Origin of the sequence: Spirosoma oryzae, from assembly GCF_003002825.1 — a bacterium.
Lineage (GTDB): Bacteria > Bacteroidota > Bacteroidia > Cytophagales > Spirosomataceae > Spirosoma > Spirosoma oryzae.
This window is the reverse complement of sequence record NZ_PVTE01000002.1, coordinates 133618-156877: the sequence shown is the minus strand read 5'-3', so window position 1 is coordinate 156877 and position 23260 is coordinate 133618. Positions and strand designations below refer to the sequence as shown.

Genomic DNA, 23260 nt, shown 5'->3' with positions numbered 1-23260 from the left:
TTGCTGAAATGACAAACTCAGTTGGTGAACAAGTTCAATGTAGACAAATAAAGTCCTGCCTAGCTAATTTCCTTCGGCCGTAGTTCTTCGGCCAGCATCAGTCGGGTCTGGGGCAGTGTATGCGGGTACTCGTCGCGAATGAACGCCAGAAGTTGCTCGCGCATATGGCAGCGCAGGTCGAATGCAGACGGGGCATCACCAGCCGAGACTAATACTCGCAGCACCAGACACGTGGGTTGTGTATCGGTCACCTGAACGGCAAATGACTGACCGTTCCAGAGCGGATCATTCTCGGCAATCTCGCGCGCTTTTTCCCGTATGCGGTCGACAGGGACGGTATAGTCGAGGTAGAAAAAAGCGGTGCCGATAATCGATGCGTCGTTACGAGTCCAGTTTTCGAACGGCGTTTCAACGAAGTAGGTAATGGGCAGAATGAGCCGTCGCCGATCCCAGAGTCGGACAATGACGTTGGTCAGGTTAATTTCCTCAATACGACCCCATTCTTTCTCCACCACAACGGCATCGTCGAGCCGGATCTGCTGGTTAAACGCGATCTGAATACCGGCCAGCAGGTTGCCCAGCGTTTTTTGAGCCGCAAAACCGATCAGGACGGAGACAACCCCCGCCGAGGTAAGTACGCTCAGCCCCACCTTTCGACTACCCTGAAACGAAATCAGCAGCAGCGAGGCCCCCACCAGAATAACGACGAATACGGCAATCCGGCGAATGAACCGTACCTGCGTAACGAACTTGCGCTGCGACAGGTTAATGTCCTGGGTCGTATCGTAATGGCGAATCAGGATTAACTCACCGACCTTCAGGGCCTGCACGAATAGCCACGTGGCCGTTACCAAAAATAAAATTTCGGCTGTCTTGTCGGCAACCGGGTGTCGCCGGATGAACCGTGCCGACTGTACGTTGGTTGCCAGCAGAAAAAACAGTGACGGTACAAACGTCCAGAACGCCCATCGCAGGTGCGTTTTCAGGATTTGCAAGGTCTGATACGTACGCCGTTTGGCGACAAAAGTCAGGGCCTGCGTGACGATGAAGTCGACAATGATACCCGCCAGCACCGCAATGATAAGCAGCACCCAGCCCGACAGGTCGCGGTTGGGGACAAAACCGGCCCATCGAATCACTTCCCGAATCCAGGTGTCGAGTTGCTGTTGCATCATGCAAAGTAAACCAGCTACTTCGAAAAGATGTTGCCCCCCAGCCTGCGGTTTCGCCGTGTCGGGCTTATTCCGTTGGCTTGTTGAACGGTGATTTTCGGTATATCGCGGTCATCGGCAGGGGGATATCGCCCAGGCGTACTGTTTCATCGAGCGATCGATAGTCGTGGTTCAGCCACTCGTTTGGAACGTCCGTTCGCGAGTAAACCGATACGAATGGTTGCTCCTGATCGACCAGCAGGATGTGTTTCAGCGATGGAATCAGTTTGTAATACCCCAGCTTTTCAATTGAGTCGAATACGCGCGTGCTTTTCGACAGGACTTCGACAACGATTTCCGGGTTTTTGATACGGGCCGTCGACACGTTACCACCGGGCGTTGCGCCGTACTCAACCGGATCGTTCACCACCGATACGTCTGCATTAACATCGCCGATCTGATTAGGAATCACGATCTTGATGTTACTGCCAAGTACGTCGTATCCCTCTTTGTCGAAGAAGTATGCCGACAGTAATACAGCCAGTGTAACAACCAGAGATTCGTGAGCAAGGCTTGCCTGTCCCATAAAAAGTTCGCCGTTTAGGAATTGGATGGTGTAGGGTGTTTCGTCGAGTAAAGCGACGTATTCCTCCCAGGTTGCTGGTACAAACAGCAACTCATCCTCCTTCAGCGTTTCCGGCAATTTCAGAGCTACGGCTTCCATGGGTGTGCGTCGTTGGTGGTTCGTTTACAAGATAAAAGAGAACCGATGAAAGAAGAAAGATAAGGTGTGCACCAGCATCTTTTTTTCTTTGGTCTATTCTCTTTCTTCTTACCTAAGCCAGCAGTGGTTTGACTACCTTGCCGTGTACATCGGTAAGCCGGTAGCGCCGACCCTGGCTTTTAAAGGTCAGCTTTTCGTGGTCAATGCCCATCAGGTGCAGGACAGTTGCCTGGAAGTCGTGTACGTGAACCGGGTCTTTCACGACGTTGTAGCCAAACTCATCGGTCTGTCCGTAGACCAGTCCCTTTTTGACGCCTGCGCCGGCCATCCAGACGGTGAACGCACGGGGGTGGTGGTCGCGGCCGTAGTCGTCGTGGGTAAGCTTACCCTGTGAATAGCAGCCCCGGCCAAACTCACCGCCCCAGATTACGAGCGTGTCGTCGAGTAGTCCGCGCTGTTTCAGATCTAGTACCAGTGCCGCCGATGCCTGATCAACGCTCTTGGCCTGAATCTTCACGTCGTTGGGCAGATTGTTATGCTGATCCCAGCCCTGATGGTACAACTGCACGAATTTGACGTCCTTTTCGATCAGCTTTCGAGCCAGCAGGCAGTTGGCGGCAAACGTACCGGGCTTCCGGCTTTCGGGACCGTACATGTCGAAAATATAGTCCGGCTCCTTCGACAGACTCATCGTCTCGGGCACGGATGTCTGCATGCGGTAGGCCATTTCGTACTGCGCCATCCGGCTGTTGATCTCCGGGTCGAGCACGTGTTTGTACTGTGCCTGATGCAGCTTGCCCAGGTAATCGAGCATCCGCCGACGACTGGTTTTGTCGATACCGGGCGGGTTGTTGAGGTAGTATACCGGGTCGGGGCCGGAGCGAAAAACGACGCCCTGATGCACGGACGGTAAAAAACCGTTGCTCCATAGTTTCGCGTACAGCGGCTGATCGCCGTTGCGCCCCTTCGACAGCAGCACGACAAACGCGGGCATGTTCTGATTGTCGGAGCCCAGCCCGTAGCTGACCCACGACCCAAAACTAGGGCGACCCGCCTGCTGACTGCCTGTCTGGAAGAACGTGATGGCCGGATCGTGGTTGATGGCTTCGGTATGCATCGACCGGATAAACGTCAGGTCGCCGACGATACGCTGGGTGTGCGGCAGTAGTTCGCTTAGCCACATCTGACCCGGTCCGTACTGAGCGAACTTGTAGCGGGAAGCTGCCAGCGGAAATCGGCTTTGTCCGGCTGTCATACCCGTCAGCCGCTGCCCTTTGCGGACCGATTCCGGCAAATCCTGCCCCCACATGGCTTCGAGCTTCGGTTTGTAGTCGAACAGTTCGAGCTGGGAAGGGGCCCCGCTTTGAAACAGGTAGATGACCCGCTTCACTTTGGGCGGAAAATGCGGTTTGCCAATCACCGGGCCGTCAGCGGGTGCAGATGCGTCGAACAGACCCGTCGGGTTGAGCAGCGATGCCAGCGCAATGGTACCAAGCCCGGCACTGGTTTGCCCGAGAAACGTCCGGCGGCTTAACTGGTCGTGGACATCGTCGTGAAGCTGATTCTGTAAATCGCTCATGGCTTATCGTTTTATAATCGCTTCGTCGAAATTGAGTAAGGTACTGGCAACGACCGTCCAGGCAGCCAACTCTGCGGGCTTTTGGGTTTTATCGACAGGATATTCACCTACCGACAGTAGCGCCGTAGCCCGCTTTGGATTTTGCCGAAAATCTGCCAGTTCTTCCCGGAATAACTCTTTCATAAGCTGTACTTCGTCCGGGCGGGCGGGACGGCTGATGATCGCCCGGAAGAACGCATCAATGCGCTGATCGTTATTGGCGGCTATCGTGCGTTGCGCCAGTACACGGGCTGCTTCGATAAACTGCGGGTCATTCAGCGTTACCAATGCCTGTAGCGGAGTACTCGTTTTCTGGCGCTTCACAATGCAGGTGTGTCGCTCGGCAGCGTCGAAATTAAGCATCATCGGTGCGGGCGACGAGCGTTTCCAGATCGTATACATCGACCGGCGGTACAAACTGTCGCCGTGGTTCTGTACGTAGGTCACGGCATTGCGCGTAGCCAGGGCTTCCCAGATGCCTGATGGCTGGTACGGGCGAACACTTGGTCCGCCAACACGCTGGGTCAGCAGCCCGCTGGCCGCCAGTGCATTGTCGCGGACCTGCTCGGCCGAGAGCCGATGGCTTGGCCCGCGCGACAGTGTTATGTTATCGGGATCGGCGTCGCGGTCTTTAGCTGAAACCGCCGACGATTGCCGGTAGGTAGCCGACATCACGATGAGCTTATGCAGGGCTTTGACGTTCCAGGCGCGTAAGTCGCCATCGCCGGCCCGGAAGCGGACGGCTAGGTAATCCAGCAGTTCTGGGTGGGAGGGAAGGTTGCCCTGATTACCAAAATCGTCACTCGACTTAACCAGGCCCTGCCCAAAATATTGCTGCCAGATACGGTTGACAGCCACGCGGCTAAACAGCGGGTTATCAGCCAGTAGCAACCACTTGGCCAGGCCGAGCCGGTTGCGGGGCAGGTCGGTGGGGAAAGCAGTGAGTTTGGCGGGTGTTGCCGGTTCGACCCTGGCACCGGGCGCATCGTAGGTGCCCCGATTCAGGATGTAGGTCGGGCGGGGTGTCTGCCGCTCATGCATGATCATTACCTGATCCGACTCATTGTAAAGCATGAGCTGATCGCCCCGGAGTTTTAGCGCATTCGTTCGGGCCTGTCTATAGACCGAGTCCTGCGTTGCGACGAAGTAGGTGTACAAACCGGTTCGCTGCGCAGCCGTACGCTGATTGGCGGGGGTGCGCAAAGCTGCTGTCAGGGCGTCGGAACGGCCAGCCAGCCGGGGTAGTTCGAGGGGCGTCAGGCAACGGTCGTAGATACGCAGTTCATCGACGGCGAAATCCTTGAAATAATCGTCGTGCATCCGGGCAATCATAAACGGATACTGCGCCCAGTGCGTCTTGCCTTTACCCCAGACCATGCTGTGAATCAGATGGTCGGCCAGGGTGCGGGTTGCCATCGGTTGCCCATCGAGGTAGAGTGTCAGGCCCCGCGCCCGTCCCATACCGTCGTACGCGAACGCCACCTGAAACCAGCGATTGACAGGTACTTTGCCGATCGTTTCCAGATCAATCGCGTTGTCGGGCCATACGTGACTGAAGGTGAGTTTAAGCCGTCCGTCCTTCAGTAAATCGAGCTGATACCCCCGCTGCCCGTCCATCGGTCCGGCGGTACGACCCATGAGCGTAGCTGCCATGCCCGGTTTCGCCAGGTTGAACCACGCACTGATCGTGAAGGGCTGATTCTGTTCGAAAAACGCAAAACTCCAGGGTAATTCGATCTGACTGTCGCCGGGTAGGTAACGGGCCATGCCAAACCGACCCGGAACGGCATAAGGCACTTTGTCGGGGTCACCCGCAAGCCGGGCGGGCAAGGTATCGTTGACGGCATTGGCGAATGCATTGCGGGGATCTTTCCACAGCTCCGCTTTCGTCAGCCGTTTTACGGGTTGCTTCTTCTCCGGCTGCTTGGTCAACTTCCCGCGTTTGGCTTCTGTGGCTTTCTTCTTCGCTTCGTTTCGCTTGTTCTCTTCGTTTTTCGCTTTTACATACGCACCGATGTCTGCGCGATCCGCTTCATCGAACGAGTAGCGCCCGATCAGACCAAGGTCGGGCTGGATCGTTGCCTGCTGTTCCTGCTGCGCGATCCAGCGATTGAATCGCTGCTGATACTCGGTTCGATTGGGGTTGAGCTGCTGATCGATGGGCGTCAGCTTTTCCCGAATGAACCGCAGCTTGGCGTCGGTTTCGGGTTTGGTCAGCGTGAGCGTCGGGGCGGCTTCGCCGTTATAGGGTACTTTACCCCGGTCGTTGTTGCTGTTGAAGAAAGCGAACAGCGAGTAGTAATCTTTCTGACTGATCGGGTCGTACTTGTGGTCGTGGCAACGCGCACACTCGACCGTCAGGCCCAGCATAGCCTTACCGAAGGTGTTGGTGCGGTCGGCGACGTACTCGATCCGGTACTCTTCATCGACAATACCCCCTTCCTGACTTTGCTGATGGTTCCGGTTAAACGCCGTGGCAATCAGCATATCCTGCGTTGGCTTGGGCAACAGGTCGCCCGCCAGCTGCCAGGTGACAAAGCGGTCGAACGGCAGATTTTGGTTGAACGCCCGGATAACCCAGTCGCGGTATGGCCAGGCGGTTCGCAAGCCATCATCCTGATACCCATGCGTATCGGCGTAGCGGGCCAGATCGAGCCAGTCGACAGCCTGCCGTTCGCCATAATGCGGACTGTTCAGCAATCGGTCGACGACCTTTTCGTAGGCCTTCGGCGAATGGTCGTTTACAAAGGCTGTGATCTCGGCGGGGGTAGGCGGTAGGCCCGTCAGGTCCAGACTAACCCGGCGCAAGAGGGTAAGCTTGTCGGCTTCGGATGCGTGATGAAGCCCCTGCTTTTCCAGCCGTGCCAGCACGAAGCGGTCGATATCGTTTTTCGGCCAGCTTGTTTCCCGAACCGTGGGCAGTTCCGGCTTTGTCGCGGCCATCAGTGACCAGTGTTCCTTGTAAACCGCGCCCTGTTCGACCCATTTCAGCAGCATCGCCTTTTCTTCAGCGCTAAGCGTCAGGTTGGAGTTGGGCGTGGGCATGATCTCGTCGGGATCGGTGCTCAGAATGCGGTGAATCAGCTCGCTACCGGCTGGATTGCCGGGAACGATGGCGGTGTGGCCGCTTTTTGCCAACGCTTCGTAAGCCCCTTCCGGCGTATCGAGTCGCAGGCCAGCCTGTTGCTTCGCCTGATCGGGACCATGACAGGCGAAGCAACGATCGGATAAAATCGGCTTGACGTGCAGGTTATAATCAACGGTTTCGGGCAAACGATTTTGCACGGCAACGACGTCGGCTGGCGCATCGACCGAATGACGACAGGCGGTCAGCCAGACTGCACCAGTGAACACGAAGGCAGTAGCACGAAGTAGAAGACGCTGAACGGGCATATAGGTAGAATTTGAAAAACTACAGCGTATCGCCTTTTTATATAACAAAAGTAAGTGAAAATAGTGCCAAAGCGGGTTTGGGCGTTCTGCTGCGGCTATTTTGTCGTTGTGGGTTCGGGTTTGCTGAAATCCGCCAGCGTTCTTGAATCGGTGCCACTGCTGATAAGCAAGTCCGGCCGGGTACGCTGTAATGCTGCGATGCCGGCCGGGGTTACGCGGGTTTGCCATAAATAGACCGACGTCAAGGCAGGTAGGGTAGCTATCGTTGTCAACCCAGCGTCGGTAATGTCGGTAGCGTACAGATTCAGGTATTCGAGCTTTGGCAAACTCGCCAGGCTTTTCAGCCCAGTATCAGTTATGCGCGTATGTTCGAGATGCAGTTTCTGTAAATTAGAAAGTTGGGCAATCTGCGTCAGTGAAGCATCAGTTATTGGGGTGTTGCCTAGTTTAAGCCAGACGAGTTGGTCCTTCAGGGCGGGTAATAGAGCCGCTTGCGCATCACTGAACGTTGGCGTATTCACCGCACTTACTTCCAGTTGATTGTGGCCGGCTGCCAGCGGAAGTACTAGTAAACCAATCTTGGTCAGAGCCGCAACCGCCTGCGGGTTGGCCGGTGGAACTGGCCTCGTCAACTCCGGCGAAGAGGTAGCTGACCCAGCTGTCGGTTGCTCCTGATCGACGGGTGAGTTGCCCGCCAGAGAGACTAACGCCGGACGAATCTTATCCGGCTGAGGCAGGTCGGCGACGCGCTTGTCGAATGAGGCCCCCTGATCGATCCACCACGTCAGCAGGGCAAGCTGACTTTCGGTGAGTTGCGGTTTGCCTTTGGGCGGCATGTGATCGTCGTCGCTCTCGGGAAGCAGGCAGCGGCCGACCATAGCGCTCTTAAGGCTATTGCCTGCAAGTAGTACGGGACCGTCTTCACCTCCTTTTTTAAGTTGCTCGGGGGTATCCAGTCGTAGCCCGCCTTTAGCTTTTTCGGCATTGTGACACTGTGTACAGCGACTTTGTAAAATCGGATCAACGATCTGCGCATACACCAATGCCTGATTGATATCGGTGATGGGCTTCACAACAGATTTAGGTCGATCGGGAGCGCCTGCCAGCGTGCGAATCGGCTGTGGAGCGTACTGCGTCAGGTAATCGGAGCCGTGGGTGAGCGATCCGCCGTGGTGACCAGCTGCGCCCAGCAGCACAAGCGCGATCGTCAGGAGCGGCAGGTATAAACGGGCTAGGCGTTGTCCAGTCCAGTCAGCCTGTACCGCCCAGGCCAGCCAGGAGAAAACCGCTACGCCAATACCCTGCCATTGATGTTCTGTCAGTATATCGGTATCGTAACCGCCCCCCAGCGACAGAAGATAGCCCGCAACGCAGGATACGGTCGCTCCCAATGCCGACCAGAGCAGCAGCCAGCCAACTGTCGTACGCTCAACGGATAGGCTACCCCACCGTCGACCCGCTTCCAGTAGCCCCGCTGCCAGCAGAAAACCGATCGGCAGATGCACCAGCAACGGGTGGAATCGACCGATAAACAAAGCCCAGTCTACCGATGCGTCCGGTGTTGTCTGGAGCAATAGCCATAACGTCATAAGCAGTCAGAAACAACAAACCCGCGCCGTCGATGGGGCGGGCTTATTACCGACAAAAGGGCATCCTGCCACTTGTCTACTGCCTGACTAACAGGTTATACTGACTACAGACGAGTGGTTAGCAGGGCGGCTACCTGCTCCAGACCACGTACGTCGATTTGATCGAAGTCGTTCAACTGATCGCTGTCGACGTCGAGCACCATGGCGACAGCGCCGGTAGCGTCGAAGATGGGAACGACAACTTCTGATTTTGACGCCGAACTACAGGCGATATGGCCGGGGAACTGCTCGACATCCGGCACCAAGATCGTTTCCCGACGGGAATAAGCCGCACCACAGACGCCCTTGTTGAACTGAATACGGGTGCAGGCAATTGGGCCCTGAAATGGGCCGAGTACCAGTTGATTCTCTTTCGCCAGGTAAAAGCCAACCCAGAAGAAACCAAAAGCTTCCCGCAGGGCAGCGGCTGTATTGGCCAGATTCGCCGTCAGGTCGGTTTCGCCAGTCAGGAGCGCGTCGAGTTGCGGCAACAAACTGTCGTAGATCGCCTGCCGATCGTGGGCACGGTTGCCCGTGGCAGCGGGAAGAATAAGTGTTTCAGCCATGGCTAACGTCGGGCAAAAAATTGAATGAGAATAACGCTGATCGTTGTCAGTAGTGTGCTGGCACCGATGCGCATAAGCGTTGGTACGATGAGCGAAATACTGCTGGCTTCAATCAAGAACAGGGCCGTGTGGTGAATAAGTACCATAATCAGCACGTACCGGAAGAAGGCACCAAACCCCAGTTCGCTCATGGAAAACGCAATCCGCGACTCAACACCCGGCACGTCGATTTGTCGTTTGACAACCAATGGGCGCATATAAGCCATCAATACAGTTGCGGCTGCATGCATGCCCAGTGTGTTGTAAAAGGTATCGACAATCAGGCCGGTAACGAAGGCAATCACTAGCAGCCAGGTCATGCTGATTTCGTTGGGAAGGACCAGAATGCAGCCGACGTAGATGAAGCAGAACGCGTAGTCGAACAGTACGACGCTGTGCGCCACCAGAATCTGCAACACCAGGTAAAGCAGATACAGCAGAAGGGAAGAAACGATTTCGCGCAGCGTCATGGGCAGTGTCAACGGGCGGTTATCCAGAGGTTAGCCGCTTATTTATCAGTTTCGTTTTGTTTCTCGAGTTGCGTCTGTTCGTCGCGGAGCTGATTTTGAATCACGTACACGAAGGCCAGTGTCGTAAAGTTGGTCGACAGGTTGATCGTGATGTCATGAAACGTCTGGTCGGGTTGTACACCTACCTTGCTCACCCGCCCGATCAGAATGCCCGGCGGAAACGTCGAGTTGTGCTCCGACGTGACAACGGAATCACCAACGCTGACGGGTTTATAACGGGAGATATCGGTCAGCTTGATAGAGTGCGGGTCGTTACCATCCCAGCGTGCCGGTCCGATGTCGTTCGCCTTGACCAATTGCGACGAGACGAAGAAATCGGTGTGCAAAATCGACGTGATTACCGAAAAATGCTGGTTGCAGGTGCGTACTTTACCAACAACGCCGGTGGGGGAAATAACGGCCATACCGGGCTGAATACCGTCGTCGGTACCCTTATCGATCGTGATGTAGTTATTGGCCAGCTGCGTCGTGTTGTCGATCACCTTCGCCACCGTGTACTTGAAGCGGTTGGCAAAAACTGAATCAGCCCGATAGGCTGCCGGCGCTGGGGGGTGGCCTTGTTGCAACGAGGTAACCCGCGCGTGTAGCTGCTGGTTTTCCTTCGCCAGCTCGGCATTGACCTGCCGCAGCCGCGCGAAATCATTCACGGCATTCGACCAGGTCAGCATTCGGGCTGTGTAGCGGTTGGCCGTGTTGAAATACGTCGCACTCCAGTAGTTGCTGGTATTGATGATGAAGTAAAAGCAGATTACTTCCAGCAGCAGAAACAGAATGAAGTTACGGCTTCGAACAAAAAAATCGACGAGTTCTCTCATGCCGAGTACGCATGACCTGCCGGCAGGCAGCGTTATAAAAAATCAGATTACAGGACGAGCCGGTCTTTTCAGCCCGATCATCCTGTAATCCTGTAAAAAATGCGCGGTAGGTCGGTTAGCTAATCAGCACCGACTTATACATGTCCAGATTCTTGATTACTTCACCGGTTCCTTTCACAACAGCCTTGAGCGGGTCGTCGGCAACGTGAATTGGCAGCTTGGTTTTGGCGCCCAGTCGCTTGTCGAGACCGTGCAGCAGCGCACCACCGCCGGTCAGGTGAATACCGTTGGTGTAGATGTCGGCTGAAAGTTCCGGTGGCGAAATCTCCAGCGCCTTCATCGTCGCTTCTTCGATTTTGGAAATCGACTTGTCGAGCGAGTAGGCAATTTCGCTATAGGTTACTTTGATTTCTTTCGGAATCCCGGTCATCAGGTCACGACCCCGGATTTCGTAATCCGATGGTGGGTTGTCGAGTTCGGGCAGGGCCGAGCCGACTTCCATCTTGATTTGCTCCGCCGACCGCTCACCGATGAGCAGGTTGTGCTCCCGACGCATGTAATCGACAATGTCGCGGGTGAATACGTCGCCCGCAATCCGAACCGACTGTTCGCAGACGATTCCCGACAGGGCGATGACGGCAATCTCCGTCGTACCCCCGCCGATATCGACGATCATCGTACCGTTCGGCTGGGTGATATCGATACCGATACCGATGGCAGCCGCGATTGGCTCGTGCACCATGTAGACCTCTTTGGCACCCGCGTGTTCGCAGGAGTCTTTAACGGCCCGTTTTTCCACTTCCGTAATGCCCGACGGAATGCAGACGACCATGCGGTGCGAGGGCGAAAAAAGCTTGTTGCCCGCATCGATCATCTTGATCATCCCGCGAATCATTAATTCGGCGGCAGTAAAGTCAGCGATTACACCATCCTTCAGCGGGCGAATCGTTTTGATATTCTCATTGGTTTTTTCGTGCATCTGCATGGCCTTGTGGCCAATGGCGAGCACTTTTCCACTGACTTTGTCCATGGCAATGATGGACGGTTCGTCGACGACGATGCGATCTTTATGGATGATCAGCGTGTTGGCCGTGCCAAGGTCAATCGCAATGTCGCTGGTCAGAAAATTAAAAAGTCCCATTCAGGTTAGCGCTCAGCGCTTTATTGATAGATACAGCGTTGTGAAAAGTGTGCAAAAATATGGATAAAAAAAGACAAACTACTGCATGGTTTTGCAAACAGTTCGCTGACTTCTACCCGGTTGACGCACGCGAGAAGCCGTAGCGTTTCGCGTCAGACTGTTCATGTTTACTCCTACCTTTGTTCCACTATGGGAATCCGTTCGATTTTCAGTAAACCGCTCGCCCGATGGGTCGTTGAGCGGCAGCAGATGTGGATGTACCGGCCTGCCCAAACGCAGCAGCATTGGTTCGAGCAACTCGTCAGCGCCGGGCGAAAAACGGCCTTTGGGCGCGATCATCACCTGCACGACGTTCGGTCGGTTGCCGATTTTCGGCAGGCCGTGCCCGTTCGCGACTACGAGGGGCTGAAGCCATACGTCGAGCGCATATTGGCTGGTGAATCGGACGTGTTATGGCCGGGAAAACCGCTGTATCTGGCCAAAACGTCGGGGACAACATCTGGCGTCAAATACATTCCGATTACCCGCGACTCCATCCCGAATCACATCAACTCGGCCCGCGACGCGCTGCTTAACTACATTAATGAAACGGGAAAGAGCGATTTTCTGGATAAAAAATTAATTTTTTTGTCGGGAAGCCCCGAACTGACGGAAAAGAACGGTATTCACATCGGTCGATTGTCGGGCATTGTGAATCACCACGTACCGGCTTACCTGCGTAGTAATCAATTGCCCGATTACGAAACGAACACGATCGACGATTGGGAAACTAAGCTGGAACGAATCATCGATCAGACCATCGATCAGCCGATGTCGCTGATTTCGGGGATTCCACCCTGGGTACAAATGTATTTTGACCGGATTCAGGAGCGTACCGGTAAGCCGATCAAAGACGTGTTCCCGGATTTCTCGCTGTTTGTCTACGGTGGCGTCAACTTCGAACCCTACCGGGCGAAACTGTTCGACAGTATCGGCAAACGAATCGATTCGATCGAGACGTATCCGGCTTCGGAAGGCTTTATCGCCTTCCAAGATTCGCAGACCGAACCCGGTCTACTACTGCTGCTGAACAGCGGCATTTTCTACGAATTCATTGCTGCCGATGAATACTTCAGCGAAAACCCCCGTCGATTAACGATTGACGAGGTGGAATTGAATAAGAACTACGCGGTTATCATCAACAACAACGCCGGGCTATGGGCGTACTCACTGGGCGATACGGTGAAGTTTATCTCCCGCGATCCGTATCGGCTGCTGGTTACCGGGCGCATAAAGCACTTCATCTCGGCCTTTGGCGAACACGTCATTGGCGAAGAAGTCGAGCGAGCCTTGCAGGCGGCCATGCAGCAACATCCCGAAACGGAAGTGGTCGAGTTTACCGTTGCGCCCATGGTGAGCCCCAACGAAGGATTGCCGTATCACGAATGGTTGGTCGAGTTTGCTACGCCCCCGCATGATCTCATTGCGTTTGCCCACGTGCTGAATGACCGCCTGACAGCGTTGAACGTATATTACGACGATCTGATCACGGGTGCCATTCTACGGCCATTGCAATTGACGAGTCTATCCCGTGGCGCGTTTCAGCGATACATGAAAGCGCAGGGTAAGTTGGGTGGTCAAAACAAAGTGCCCCGACTGGCCAACGATCGCGTTATTGCCGATGGCTTATTGGCGCAAAACGAACTGGCATAATCGTATGGAGACAGCAGTTATCGATCAGGCATTTATCTTGAGTGTACTCCGCGCCAACCGCGATCGGCTGCGCAGTGAGTTCGGCATCGAGCGCATTGGCTTGTATGGCAGCTTCGCCCGAAATGAGCAGACCGCCAAAAGTGATATTGACCTCGTCTACCACCTGCTGCCTGATGCCAAGCTACCCTGGACCGAAAAAGAGCGACTCTATCGCATCCTTCGCCGAAAACTGCATCGCAAAATGGATTTGGTGGATGGGCGATTCATGAATCCGTTCATCGAGTATAAAATGGAAAAGGATGTGATTTATGTTTAGTGATGATAACTTGGTATACATTTTTACGATGCTCGAATGCATAGAGAAAGTCTTTATCTATGCTGAAGGACACGCTGACCAGCAAGAACTAGTATGGGCCGACGATCAACGTGATTTCAATGCTATCTGGGCGTTACTATTGGTTATCGGCGAAGAGTCGAAAAAAATGGATGCAGAGCTGAAGAAAGAATTTTCTGCCATCGCTTGGAGCAATATCGCTGGTATGCGGAATTATCTGGCTCATGATTATAGGGGAATAGATCACGAGCGGGTTTGGGCAGTAATTCACGATTACTTACCCGAGTTGAAATCGGCCTTGATTAATATGGTTAACCATATAGCATACGAACCTGCCATGCTTATACGAGCCCTTGATTCACCTTATTACAAACATATTCAGTACCTCCGGGAGAAACTAAATGACTGATTTTCCGAAACGCCGGGTGGCCATTCTGGGCTCGACCGGTTCCATTGGCACGCAGGCGATCGACGTGATAAAAGCCAATCCAGATCGCTTCGAGGTCGAAGTTCTGACGGCCAATGGCAATGCTGATCTGCTTATTCAACAGGCCGTCGAGCTAAAGCCAAACGTCGTTGTGATCTGTAATAAAGACCGCTACGAGCAGGTTTTCTCGGCCCTCGATCCGCTGGGTATCAAGGTATACGCTGGGGCTGCGGCTATCGCGTCGGTGGTGCAGATGGAGACGATCGACGTGGTGCTGACGGCTATGGTTGGTTACTCGGGTCTCCTGCCAACGATCCGGGCCATCGAAGCGGGTAAGACGATCGCGCTGGCAAACAAAGAAACGCTGGTGGTGGCCGGTGAATTGATTACCCAACTGGCACGGCAGAAAGGCGTCAATATCCTCCCCGTCGATTCAGAACACTCCGCCATTTTTCAGTGTCTGGTAGGAGAATTCCATAATCCGATTGAAAAGATCATCCTGACGGCGTCGGGTGGGCCGTTTCGAGGGAAAGATCGTGCGTTCCTGGCCAGCGTAACCAAGGCGCAGGCACTTAAGCACCCAAACTGGTCGATGGGGGCAAAGATCACGATCGACTCGGCTACGTTGATGAACAAAGGGCTGGAGGTGATCGAAGCCAAGTGGCTGTTCGGACTGACGGCTGAGCAGATCGACGTTGTCGTGCATCCGCAAAGCATCATTCATTCGCTGGTGCAGTTTGAAGACGGGAGCCTGAAAGCACAGATGGGTTTACCGGACATGAAACTGCCTATCCAGGTGGCGCTCGGGTACCCGTACCGGCTCAAATCCGACTTCCCCCGCTTCTCCTTTCTCGACTACCCGACACTGACGTTCGAGCAGCCCGATCTGAAAACGTTCCGCAACCTGCAACTGGCTTTCGATGCGCTGAACCGGGGTGGAAATGCGCCCTGTATCATCAACGCTGCCAACGAAATCGCCGTCGATGCCTTCCTGCACGACCGAATTGGTTTCCTGGATATGGCGGATATTGTGGAGTCCTGCCTGACCTACGCTACCTTTGTACAGTCGCCGACGTACGACGACTATGTGCAGTCGGATACCGAAGTACGGCAACTGGCTGGCGAGCGAATCAAAAGTCGGATTTAACTGTTTGTACGATAGCAGACACCTATAGCGTTTTTGGTACATGAGCTTCTGGATTTGGTTTATCATCGGTGTCGTTGTTGGCATAATCCTGTTACGGCTCCTGAAGCCGCGCTCATAGGGCGACTGAAGCAATTACGCTACACTGAATTAATCGGGTATACATGGAAATTTTGGTAATGGCCGGACAGCTCATTCTAGGGCTGTCTATTCTGGTTGGACTACACGAACTCGGACATCTCGTAGCCGCTAAAGCGTTTGGCATGCGGGTGGAGCAGTACTTTATTGGTTTTCCGCCCAAAGTCTGGAGTATAAAGCGGGGTGAGACGGAATACGGCGTCGGCGCTATTCCGCTGGGGGGCTTCGTGAAAATATCGGGGATGATCGACGAATCGCTCGATACAAAGCATACGAATACCGAACCGCTGCCCTATGAGTTCCGGGCGAAGCCAGCCTGGCAGCGACTGATCGTGATGCTGGGTGGTATCATCGTCAACGTAATCGTCGGCATCCTGATTTTTGTCGTGCTGGCTTACAAGAACGGGAATACGTATCTGGCTGCCAAAGACGCCAAATACGGTATCGTGGCTTACGATCTGGCCAAAAGCATTGGTCTGCAAACGGGCGATAAAATTGTCGAAGTCAACGGTAAAGAAATTAACGACTTCAGCGACGCTCGCAGTTCCGACGTCTTTCTGGGCGACAATAGTTCGTACACCGTGTTGCGGAATGGTAAGCTGATCGACATCGACATCCCCAACGATTTCGTCAATAAACTGTCGGATAAGAAATCGGCTGGCCAGTTTATCGAGCCAATCGAGCCGTTTAAAGTTGGTGAGTTAGTACCCGGTCAGCCGGCAACCGAAGCGGGACTGAAGAAAGGCGATGTCATCACTAGCGTCAACGGTAAGCCTATTCAGTTCTATCACCAGTTTACGGAAGCGGTAAAGCCCTTGAAAGGAAAGCCGCTGACCCTGACGGTAAACCGAAACGGTCAATCCGCCACCCTGACGATGACCACGACAGCCGAGGGCACGATCGGTTTCTACCCAGAATTTTTGCTGCCGCTGACCCATCAGGAATACACATTTGGCGAAGCGCTGGGCGTGGGTACGAAGCGGGCTTTTCAGGTCGTGTTCGACAATATCAAAGGCTTCGGTAAAATCTTCCGGGGAGAGGTAAATCCCTCGAAAGCGTTGAGCGGACCGATCGGCATTGCACAGAATCTGTTTGGTGGTATCTGGGTCTGGGATCGGTTCTGGGCTGTAACGGGGCTGCTGTCGATGGCACTGGCGTTCATGAATGCGTTGCCTATCCCGGCGCTCGACGGTGGTCATGCCACGATTCTGAGCTACGAAATTATCTCGGGCCGAAAACCGTCAGACCGGTTCCTTGAAGCGGCACAGCGGGTGGGTATGGTTATTCTGCTTGGCTTGATGGCCTTCGCTATTTTCAACGACGTTTTCAAAGCCGTATTCTAAGCCTTGGTTACATCCATTCGTCTTACATTGCTGCTAGGTATTTTTTGTATCGGGCTGACGGCCAGTCGCCCGATGCACGACTTTCATGCCAGTGTGACACAGATGGTGTACAACCCGAAGGAACGAGCGTTTGAGCTGAGTATCCGGGTGTTTACCGATGACCTGGAAAAAGCCCTAACGGAAACGGCGGGTACGAAAGTGCATCTGACAGGCGACAAGAAAGACGATACGTTACTGGAAAAGTACGTCCGGGCGCATGTCGCTTACATGACGCCCCAACGGCAGCCGAAGGCGTTTACCTACGTAGGACACGAAGAAGAAGCGGACGCCAACTGGATTTATCTGGAAATGCCATACACCGAGCCTTTTAAAGGGGGTGTCATGAAACAAAACATCCTGACGGACCTGTTTGACGATCAGGTCAACATGGTCAACCTACAGTATCAGGGTCAGAAAAAAACGTTTGTTTTCCGACGGAACCTACCCGTTCAGGACGTTTCTCTGAACTAAGTAAATTTATAAGGGCGAAAAGCCTCAGTATAACTATATTGGGGCCATTACGACTGGCAAAGCCGAATCGGCAGAAAGCCAGGTTGGCACATGCCTTGTACCCACTAACTATCCTCCCTTTTTTAGTACTGGCAGGAATTCATGTACGCTTAGAAGCTGTCATTTTGGCAGTGGAAATATGAGAGTAGAAAACGATTTAGCTACCCGCCTGCTTCTATCCGATTTTGATTCGGATAACCTGGAAATTGTTCCACTTGGCTCGCCGGAAGGGGTTGATGATGATTACGAATTGCCGGAAAACCTGCCAATCCTACCCGTTCGAAATACGGTACTGTTTCCAGGTATGGTAATCCCTGTGACGGTTGGTCGGCAAAAGTCGATTCGGCTGGTCAAAAAAGCGTACAAAGGCAATCGGATTATCGGCGTAACGGCGCAACTGAATCAGCAAAAAGACGAGCCCACCGCCGACGACCTGTACCAGATGGGTACGGTTGCTTACATCATCAAGATGATTACCCTGCCCGATGGTAACATCACCATCATCATTCAGGGTAAGAAGCGGTTTGAGATCGAGCAGATTACGCAGGAAGACCCGTACATGACGGCGACCGTCCGGCAGATTGACGATTCGTTCCCGAACGTAAACAAGAAAGAAGGGAAGGCGATGATCCAGTCGCTGAAAGATGCGGCTTACAAACTGTTGCGTCTGAATCCCGAAATTCCGCAGGAAGCCCGCATTGCCCTCGATAACATCGAGAGCCCGACCTTTTTGCTTCATTTCCTGTCGTCGAATATCAACGCCGAAGTATCAGACAAGCAGCGCCTGCTCGAACTGACCGATGGTAGTCAGCAGGCGAGTCTGCTGCTCGAATACATGCTGCGTGAAGTGCAACTGCTCGAACTAAAGCGCGAGATTCAGTCGAAAGCCTCGTCGGATCTCGATCAGCAGCAGCGCGACTACTACCTGCGTCAGCAGATGAAAGTGCTACAGGACGAGTTGGGCATGGATAATCCCGATCGGGAAGTCGATGAGCTTCGGATGCGGGCCGATCGCAAGAAATGGTCGCCGGAGGTACGGGCGCATTTCGACAAGGAGCTTAGCAAGCTGCAACGGTCGAACCCTATGGCACCGGAATACCCGGTTACGATGAACTACATCGAATTGATGGTTGACCTGCCCTGGAACGAGTATACCAAGGATAATTTCGACCTGAAACGGGCGCAGAAAATTCTGGATGGCGACCATTTCGGACTCGAAAAGGTAAAGGAGCGCATTATCGAATACCTGGCCGTTCTGAAATTGAAGAACGATATGAAAGCGCCTATTCTGTGCCTGTACGGTCCTCCGGGCGTTGGTAAGACCTCGCTGGGTAAGTCGATCGCGAAGGCACTGGGGCGCAAGTACAGCCGCATGGCGCTGGGTGGCGTTCATGACGAAGCCGAAATCCGGGGTCACCGCAAGACATACATCGGTGCGATGCCGGGCAAAGTAATTCAGAACATTCGGAAGTGCGGCTCGTCGAACCCGGTGTTTATTCTGGACGAAATCGACAAGGTTAGTTCTGACTTCCGGGGTGATCCGTCGTCGGCCCTGCTGGAAGTACTCGATCCGGAACAGAACTCGACGTTCATGGACAACTATCTTGAGACAGAGTATGATCTGTCGCGGGTGTTGTTTGTGGCTACGGCCAATTCGCTCGATACCATTCACCCCGCCCTGCGCGACCGGATGGAAATTATCGACATCGCGGGCTACACGGTCGAAGAGAAAGTACAGATCGCCAAGAAGTACCTGATCCCGAAGCAGCGTAAAGACCACGGGCTGAAAACGAAAGACCTTCAGATTGACGATAAAGCCATTCTGAAGATTATCGAAGGCTATACGCGGGAATCGGGCGTACGGAATCTGGAGCAGAAAATCGGTGCACTGGTGCGGAAAATCGCCAAGTCGATTGCGATGGAAGAGGAGTACAACCACATAATCAAGGCGTCGGACATCCACAGAATGCTGGGCGCTGAGATTTTCGACAAGGAACTGTACGCCGATGATGACATCGCTGGTATGGTAACGGGGCTGGCCTGGACACAGGTCGGTGGTGAGATTCTGATGATTGAGTCGAGCCTGAGTCGGGGGAAAGGTACGCTGACGCTGTCGGGGCAACTGGGTGACGTTATGAAAGAGTCGGCGATTACGGCTTTGTCATACCTGAAAGCCCACGCCGATGACCTTGGTCTCGACTATCGCGTGTTCAACCACTACGACCTGCACATCCACATACCGGCGGGGGCGGTGCCCAAAGATGGACCATCTGCCGGTATCACGATGCTGACGTCGATGGCGTCGATCTACACGCAGCGCAAAGTGAAGCCATACATTGCTATGACCGGCGAAATTACGCTGCGTGGCAAGGTATTGCCGGTGGGTGGTATCAAAGAGAAGATTCTGGCGGCAAACCGGGCGGGCGTGAAAGAGATTATTCTTTGCTCGAAGAACCGTAAGGACATCGAAGAGATCAATCAGACGTATATCAAAGACCTGACGTTCCACTACGTCGATACGGTCGATCAGGTGCTCGACATTGCCCTGCTAAAGGGTAAGGTGGGTAAGCCGATGAAGTTTGTTTTCCCCGACGAAAAAGAACTGCGCGAAGTCGTAGAGCGGGTGTATTAAACTCGATTGCGACGCGACAGATAATCGGGATCTGTCAGGCTTAACTAAGACGCGGATGACGGACCAATGCGCAGGCAGTTGACGTCGTCCGCGTTTTGCTGTTTATTCGCTTTTTGTTTTACCCTTGTCGTGATTACCCGCCGATCAACTGCCGATATAACAGGAACCAACCTGCAAAAGCTGACTGCTACCTATCAGCAGGCATTGCTCAAGCAGGTGGTACCCTTTTGGCTCGATCACGGCCCTGACACCACCCATGGCGGTTACTTCGACTGGCTTACCCCGACGGGAGCTGTCGTTGACGGGGATAAGTACGTTGCCCGGCAGGCGCAGCAAGCCTACGCGTTTGCGTGGCTGTACAATACCGTCGACGCGCAACCCCGCTGGCTCGATCATGCCCGGTTGGGCGTCACGTTTCTGAGTCAGTTTGCGCACGGCGATCGGCTTCATTGCTACGAGCAGCTCGATCGTGTAGGACACCCTGTCGAGTTGGCTATGACTAACGAATCGGATGGGTATACGATCATGGCCTACGGACAGTTCTATCGGGCTACGAAGGATGATGAGTGGGCAATGCTGGCAAAAGCGCTGCTGACCGATTTATTGGCCGATCTGGCTGATGCGCAGGCTGAGGCCGCATCGACGACAGTGCCTTCTATACGAAAAACACGCTACCTGCGCGAGTGGGTGACCGGCCTGGAAGCCTTGCTTACTTGCCGTTACCTGCTCGATGAAGATTCCTGGAAAGACCGCATGCACGAGCTTGTACAGGGAATTCAACAACTGTTTGTCGATCGTCGTACTGATACCGTACGTCCCTGTGTACTAAGTGACGGTGGCTATATCAATACCCCCGAAGGACGCCGGCTCGATGTCGGCCTGACATTGCGGCTCGTCAACTGTCTGTTGACATACTGCGAATTAGTACCGAACCGACGGCTGGCACAGCAGGCGGCAGGCTGGTGCCTGTATACCTGTGAGCAGAGCTGGAACGAAACGGCCGGTGGCCTGCGCAACTATGTCGATCAGAAACTACAGTCTACTACCGAACCGGACGGCTACTACTGGAACTGGATCATGGGCGAGGCTTTATCGGCACTCTGCAAAAGTTATGTTCATACGCGTCACAACGATTGTATGAAGTGGTTTCAGCGCGTACATGATTACGCCTTTGCCGTTTTTCCTGATTCCACCAATGCTGGCTGGCACATAGCCGTCGACGCACAGCGACAGCCGGCTTGGCCGCTGAAAGCGAGCCCGATTGTTAACTGTTATGCTGTAGTACAACAACTCGCTGTTGTTTTAAAGACTATTCAAAAACTGTGAGAAACTGATTAAAATCTAGTTTTCATGACAGTTTTTGCAATTTATCAAGGAAAAAACTCCTTATAAGAAGGAGGGGATTACGGCTTTGCCCGGAAAATCGTATTTTTGTAAAAAATTTGGTATACGGCTACCCAGTCGCAATCCCCCAACTTTTCTGATCTAATCCATTTCTAGTTACCCTGTTATGAAGCAATTACTGATTCTTGTTTCGGCTGTTGTCATGATGACATCCTGCAATTCGAAGAAGCGTATGGCCGAAATCAAATCAATTCAGGACGCGCGTGATAAAGCGATTGCCTCGTTGAATGATTGTGACAAGCGTACGGCTGACCTACGGGCGCAACTGTCAACGCAGACTACCGATCTGGAGTCTAAAACCAAGCAAGTCGGTGATCTTCAGGCGCAAATCGACTACCTGAAACGGACCAATACCAACCTGCTCGATCGCATGTCGGACCTGTCGATCGTGAGCAAGTCGGGGGCGGAAAGCATCAAAAAATCGCTGGAAACGCTCAACGAGCAAACCAAATATACCAATAACCTAAACGCGTCGATTCAGCGGAAGGATTCGATCAACCTGGCGCTGGTGATGAATCTGAAACGCTCACTGGACGACATCAACGATCAGGACGTACAGGTTGAAGTGAAAAAGGGTGTCGTTTACGTATCAATCTCGGACAAGCTGTTGTTCCGTTCGGGTAGCTACGACATCACCCCACGTGCCGAAACCGTACTGGGTAAGGTCGCTAAGGTGGTCAACGACCATAAAGATCTCGACATCCTTGTAGAAGGGCACACCGACATCGTCCCTATTTCGACGCCATCGATCAAAGACAACTGGGATCTGAGTGCTCTGCGCGCTACGTCGGTTGTCCGTACGCTACAAACCAAATTTGGTGTACAGCCATCGCGCATGACGGCGGGTGGTCGTTCGGAATACGCACCGAAAGATGACAACTCGAACTCAGCGGGTCGTCAGCAGAACCGCCGGACGGAAATCATCATTACCCCGAAACTGGATCAGTTCTTCAACCTGCTGTCGAACGGACAGGCGGGTAAGTAAGCTGGTTAGCCTAACGTAAACGGGGAGCTTCGTATGAAGCTCCCCGTTTTGTTTTTCAGGTACGTGGTCCGGCGAAAGGACCATATACTCCTGGCTACGAGAGGGTAATTGTAAACGACGCTTCGAAGGTACCCCCAACCGCAACCTGTTGAATCGCTTCTTTCTGTTCGATTGACTTTTGGTCGCCCTCGCTGTCAGCATAACCCAGCCACGGTTCGATACAAACGAAGGGCGCGCCAGGTTTGGCCCATATACCCAGATAAGGAAAATCGGCAAAATCAACGTCGACCGCATGATCGTGTTTCTTGCTACGAATCGACACGCGCCGGGAGTTTAGGTGCTTGAATACAAGTGCATCCTGATCGAATAAGTGTTCGTTCAGATGAAGTTTGTATCCGTCGAGCGGTACGGGTTGGGTTTTGCCCGTAAAGAAGCCATCCTTCGACAGCATATGCGTTTCTAATTGCTCCGGCTGATTGAAGTCGATATAGTAGTCGTCGTACGACTCGTCCGCGTTGAAGGGCACCGAAAAAGCCGGGTGGGCACCAACCGAGAAGTAAATGGTCTTTGTGTCCTGATTGAAAACCCGGTATGTAACGGTTAATTGCTCGTCGATCAACGCGTAGCTAATCTGAAAAGTAAACCCATACGGGAAGTGCGGTTCCGTTTGCTTGCCCGACGTGAGACCCCAAACGGCGGTGGTAGGCGTAGAATCGAGCAGGTCGAACGGTAGCTTACGGGCAAAACCATGCCGCTCTATGGGGTAATTTTTACCATCGATCAGCAATTCGCTGTTCAGACTACCACCAACTATCGGGAAAAGGGTAGGGGCGTGCCAGCCCCACACGGCCGGATCTGCCTGCCAGATGTGCTCAATACCGGTTGGCTTGTGCAACAATGACGTCAATTCGGCTCCCTGCGGGCGAATGGTTACTCGGAGAAAGTCGTTTTCCAGCGTAGTCATAGAACGTTGTCTGATTTATAAGCAAGCTGATGGATTAACATGC

At 53.6% G+C, this 23260-nt stretch carries 19 protein-coding genes; 9 read left to right on the top strand and 10 right to left on the bottom strand.

Translation table 11 applies throughout. From position 1 onward, the window contains the following. Positions 1-59: 59 nt before the first annotated feature. The 9 genes from CLV58_RS02800 to CLV58_RS02760 all read right to left on the bottom strand — a co-directional run bounded on the left by CLV58_RS02800 (position 60) and on the right by CLV58_RS02760 (position 11605). Entirely contained in the window at positions 60-1172 is a 1113-nt protein-coding gene (locus tag CLV58_RS02800; RefSeq protein WP_106136452.1) for a mechanosensitive ion channel family protein, read from the bottom strand. Positions 1173-1239: 67 nt separating this feature from the next. Further along, the gene (locus CLV58_RS02795) at positions 1240-1875 is read right to left on the bottom strand and encodes a Uma2 family endonuclease (protein ID WP_106136256.1); all 636 of its coding nucleotides are present in this window, start codon (positions 1873-1875) and stop codon (positions 1240-1242) included. Between the two features lie 112 nt (positions 1876-1987). Beyond that, positions 1988-3454, bottom strand: coding sequence for a DUF1501 domain-containing protein (locus CLV58_RS02790; protein ID WP_106136255.1), 1467 nt, complete (start codon positions 3452-3454; stop codon positions 1988-1990). Between the two features lie 3 nt (positions 3455-3457). Then, a complete protein-coding gene (locus tag CLV58_RS02785) occupies positions 3458-6886 on the bottom strand; it encodes a DUF1553 domain-containing protein (protein ID WP_106136254.1) in 3429 nt (1142 codons plus the stop codon). Between the two features lie 95 nt (positions 6887-6981). Next, a complete protein-coding gene (locus tag CLV58_RS02780) occupies positions 6982-8475 on the bottom strand; it encodes a leucine-rich repeat domain-containing protein (protein WP_106136253.1) in 1494 nt (497 codons plus the stop codon). 104 nt (positions 8476-8579) lie between these two features. After that, positions 8580-9080 (bottom strand): GAF domain-containing protein, encoded by a 501-nt coding sequence (locus tag CLV58_RS02775; protein WP_106136252.1) that lies wholly within the window; start codon positions 9078-9080, stop codon positions 8580-8582. Positions 9081-9082: 2 nt separating this feature from the next. Continuing rightward, positions 9083-9589, bottom strand: coding sequence for a hypothetical protein (locus tag CLV58_RS02770; protein ID WP_106136251.1), 507 nt, complete (start codon positions 9587-9589; stop codon positions 9083-9085). Between the two features lie 38 nt (positions 9590-9627). Further along, positions 9628-10464 (bottom strand): rod shape-determining protein MreC, encoded by an 837-nt coding sequence (gene mreC, locus CLV58_RS02765; RefSeq protein WP_106136250.1) that lies wholly within the window; start codon positions 10462-10464, stop codon positions 9628-9630. A 115-nt stretch (positions 10465-10579) separates the two neighbouring features. Continuing rightward, positions 10580-11605, bottom strand: coding sequence for a rod shape-determining protein (locus CLV58_RS02760; RefSeq protein ID WP_106136249.1), 1026 nt, complete (start codon positions 11603-11605; stop codon positions 10580-10582). 189 nt (positions 11606-11794) lie between these two features. On the opposite strand from CLV58_RS02760, the gene CLV58_RS02755 reads away from it, so the two are divergent. The 9 genes from CLV58_RS02755 to CLV58_RS02715 all read left to right on the top strand — a co-directional run bounded on the left by CLV58_RS02755 (position 11795) and on the right by CLV58_RS02715 (position 22253). After that, positions 11795-13297, top strand: a complete 1503-nt coding sequence (locus CLV58_RS02755) for a GH3 auxin-responsive promoter family protein (protein WP_106136248.1) — start codon at positions 11795-11797, stop codon at positions 13295-13297. Positions 13298-13301: 4 nt separating this feature from the next. Next, positions 13302-13613: a nucleotidyltransferase family protein gene (locus tag CLV58_RS02750; protein ID WP_170108631.1), complete on the top strand. Its 312-nt coding sequence runs from the start codon at positions 13302-13304 to the stop codon at positions 13611-13613. Then, positions 13606-14040, top strand: a complete 435-nt coding sequence (locus CLV58_RS02745; RefSeq protein ID WP_106136246.1) for a HepT-like ribonuclease domain-containing protein — start codon at positions 13606-13608, stop codon at positions 14038-14040. Before CLV58_RS02750 ends, CLV58_RS02745 begins: the two co-directional genes overlap by 8 nt. Continuing rightward, positions 14033-15205: a 1-deoxy-D-xylulose-5-phosphate reductoisomerase gene (locus CLV58_RS02740; RefSeq protein ID WP_106136245.1), complete on the top strand. Its 1173-nt coding sequence runs from the start codon at positions 14033-14035 to the stop codon at positions 15203-15205. The genes CLV58_RS02745 and CLV58_RS02740 overlap by 8 nt, the downstream gene beginning before the upstream one ends. Positions 15206-15366: 161 nt before the next feature. Beyond that, the gene (gene rseP / locus CLV58_RS02735) at positions 15367-16683 is read left to right on the top strand and encodes an RIP metalloprotease RseP (protein WP_106136244.1); all 1317 of its coding nucleotides are present in this window, start codon (positions 15367-15369) and stop codon (positions 16681-16683) included. 27 nt (positions 16684-16710) lie between these two features. Continuing rightward, on the top strand, positions 16711-17193 hold the full coding sequence (locus CLV58_RS02730) for a DUF6702 family protein (protein ID WP_245882183.1): 483 nt from the start codon (positions 16711-16713) through the stop codon (positions 17191-17193). Between the two features lie 178 nt (positions 17194-17371). Next, entirely contained in the window at positions 17372-19864 is a 2493-nt protein-coding gene (lon, locus tag CLV58_RS02725; protein WP_106136243.1) for an endopeptidase La, read from the top strand. 129 nt (positions 19865-19993) lie between these two features. Further along, positions 19994-21190, top strand: coding sequence for an AGE family epimerase/isomerase (locus CLV58_RS02720; protein ID WP_170108629.1), 1197 nt, complete (start codon positions 19994-19996; stop codon positions 21188-21190). A 184-nt stretch (positions 21191-21374) separates the two neighbouring features. Continuing rightward, positions 21375-22253 carry an OmpA/MotB family protein gene (locus tag CLV58_RS02715; RefSeq protein ID WP_106136241.1) on the top strand — a complete coding sequence of 293 codons (879 nt, stop codon included), beginning with the start codon at positions 21375-21377 and terminating at the stop codon, positions 22251-22253. A gap of 94 nt (positions 22254-22347) precedes the next feature. Here the strand turns inward: CLV58_RS02715 and CLV58_RS02710 are convergent, their stop codons facing one another. Beyond that, positions 22348-23217, bottom strand: coding sequence for an aldose 1-epimerase family protein (locus tag CLV58_RS02710; protein ID WP_106136240.1), 870 nt, complete (start codon positions 23215-23217; stop codon positions 22348-22350). Positions 23218-23260: the final 43 nt, after the last annotated feature.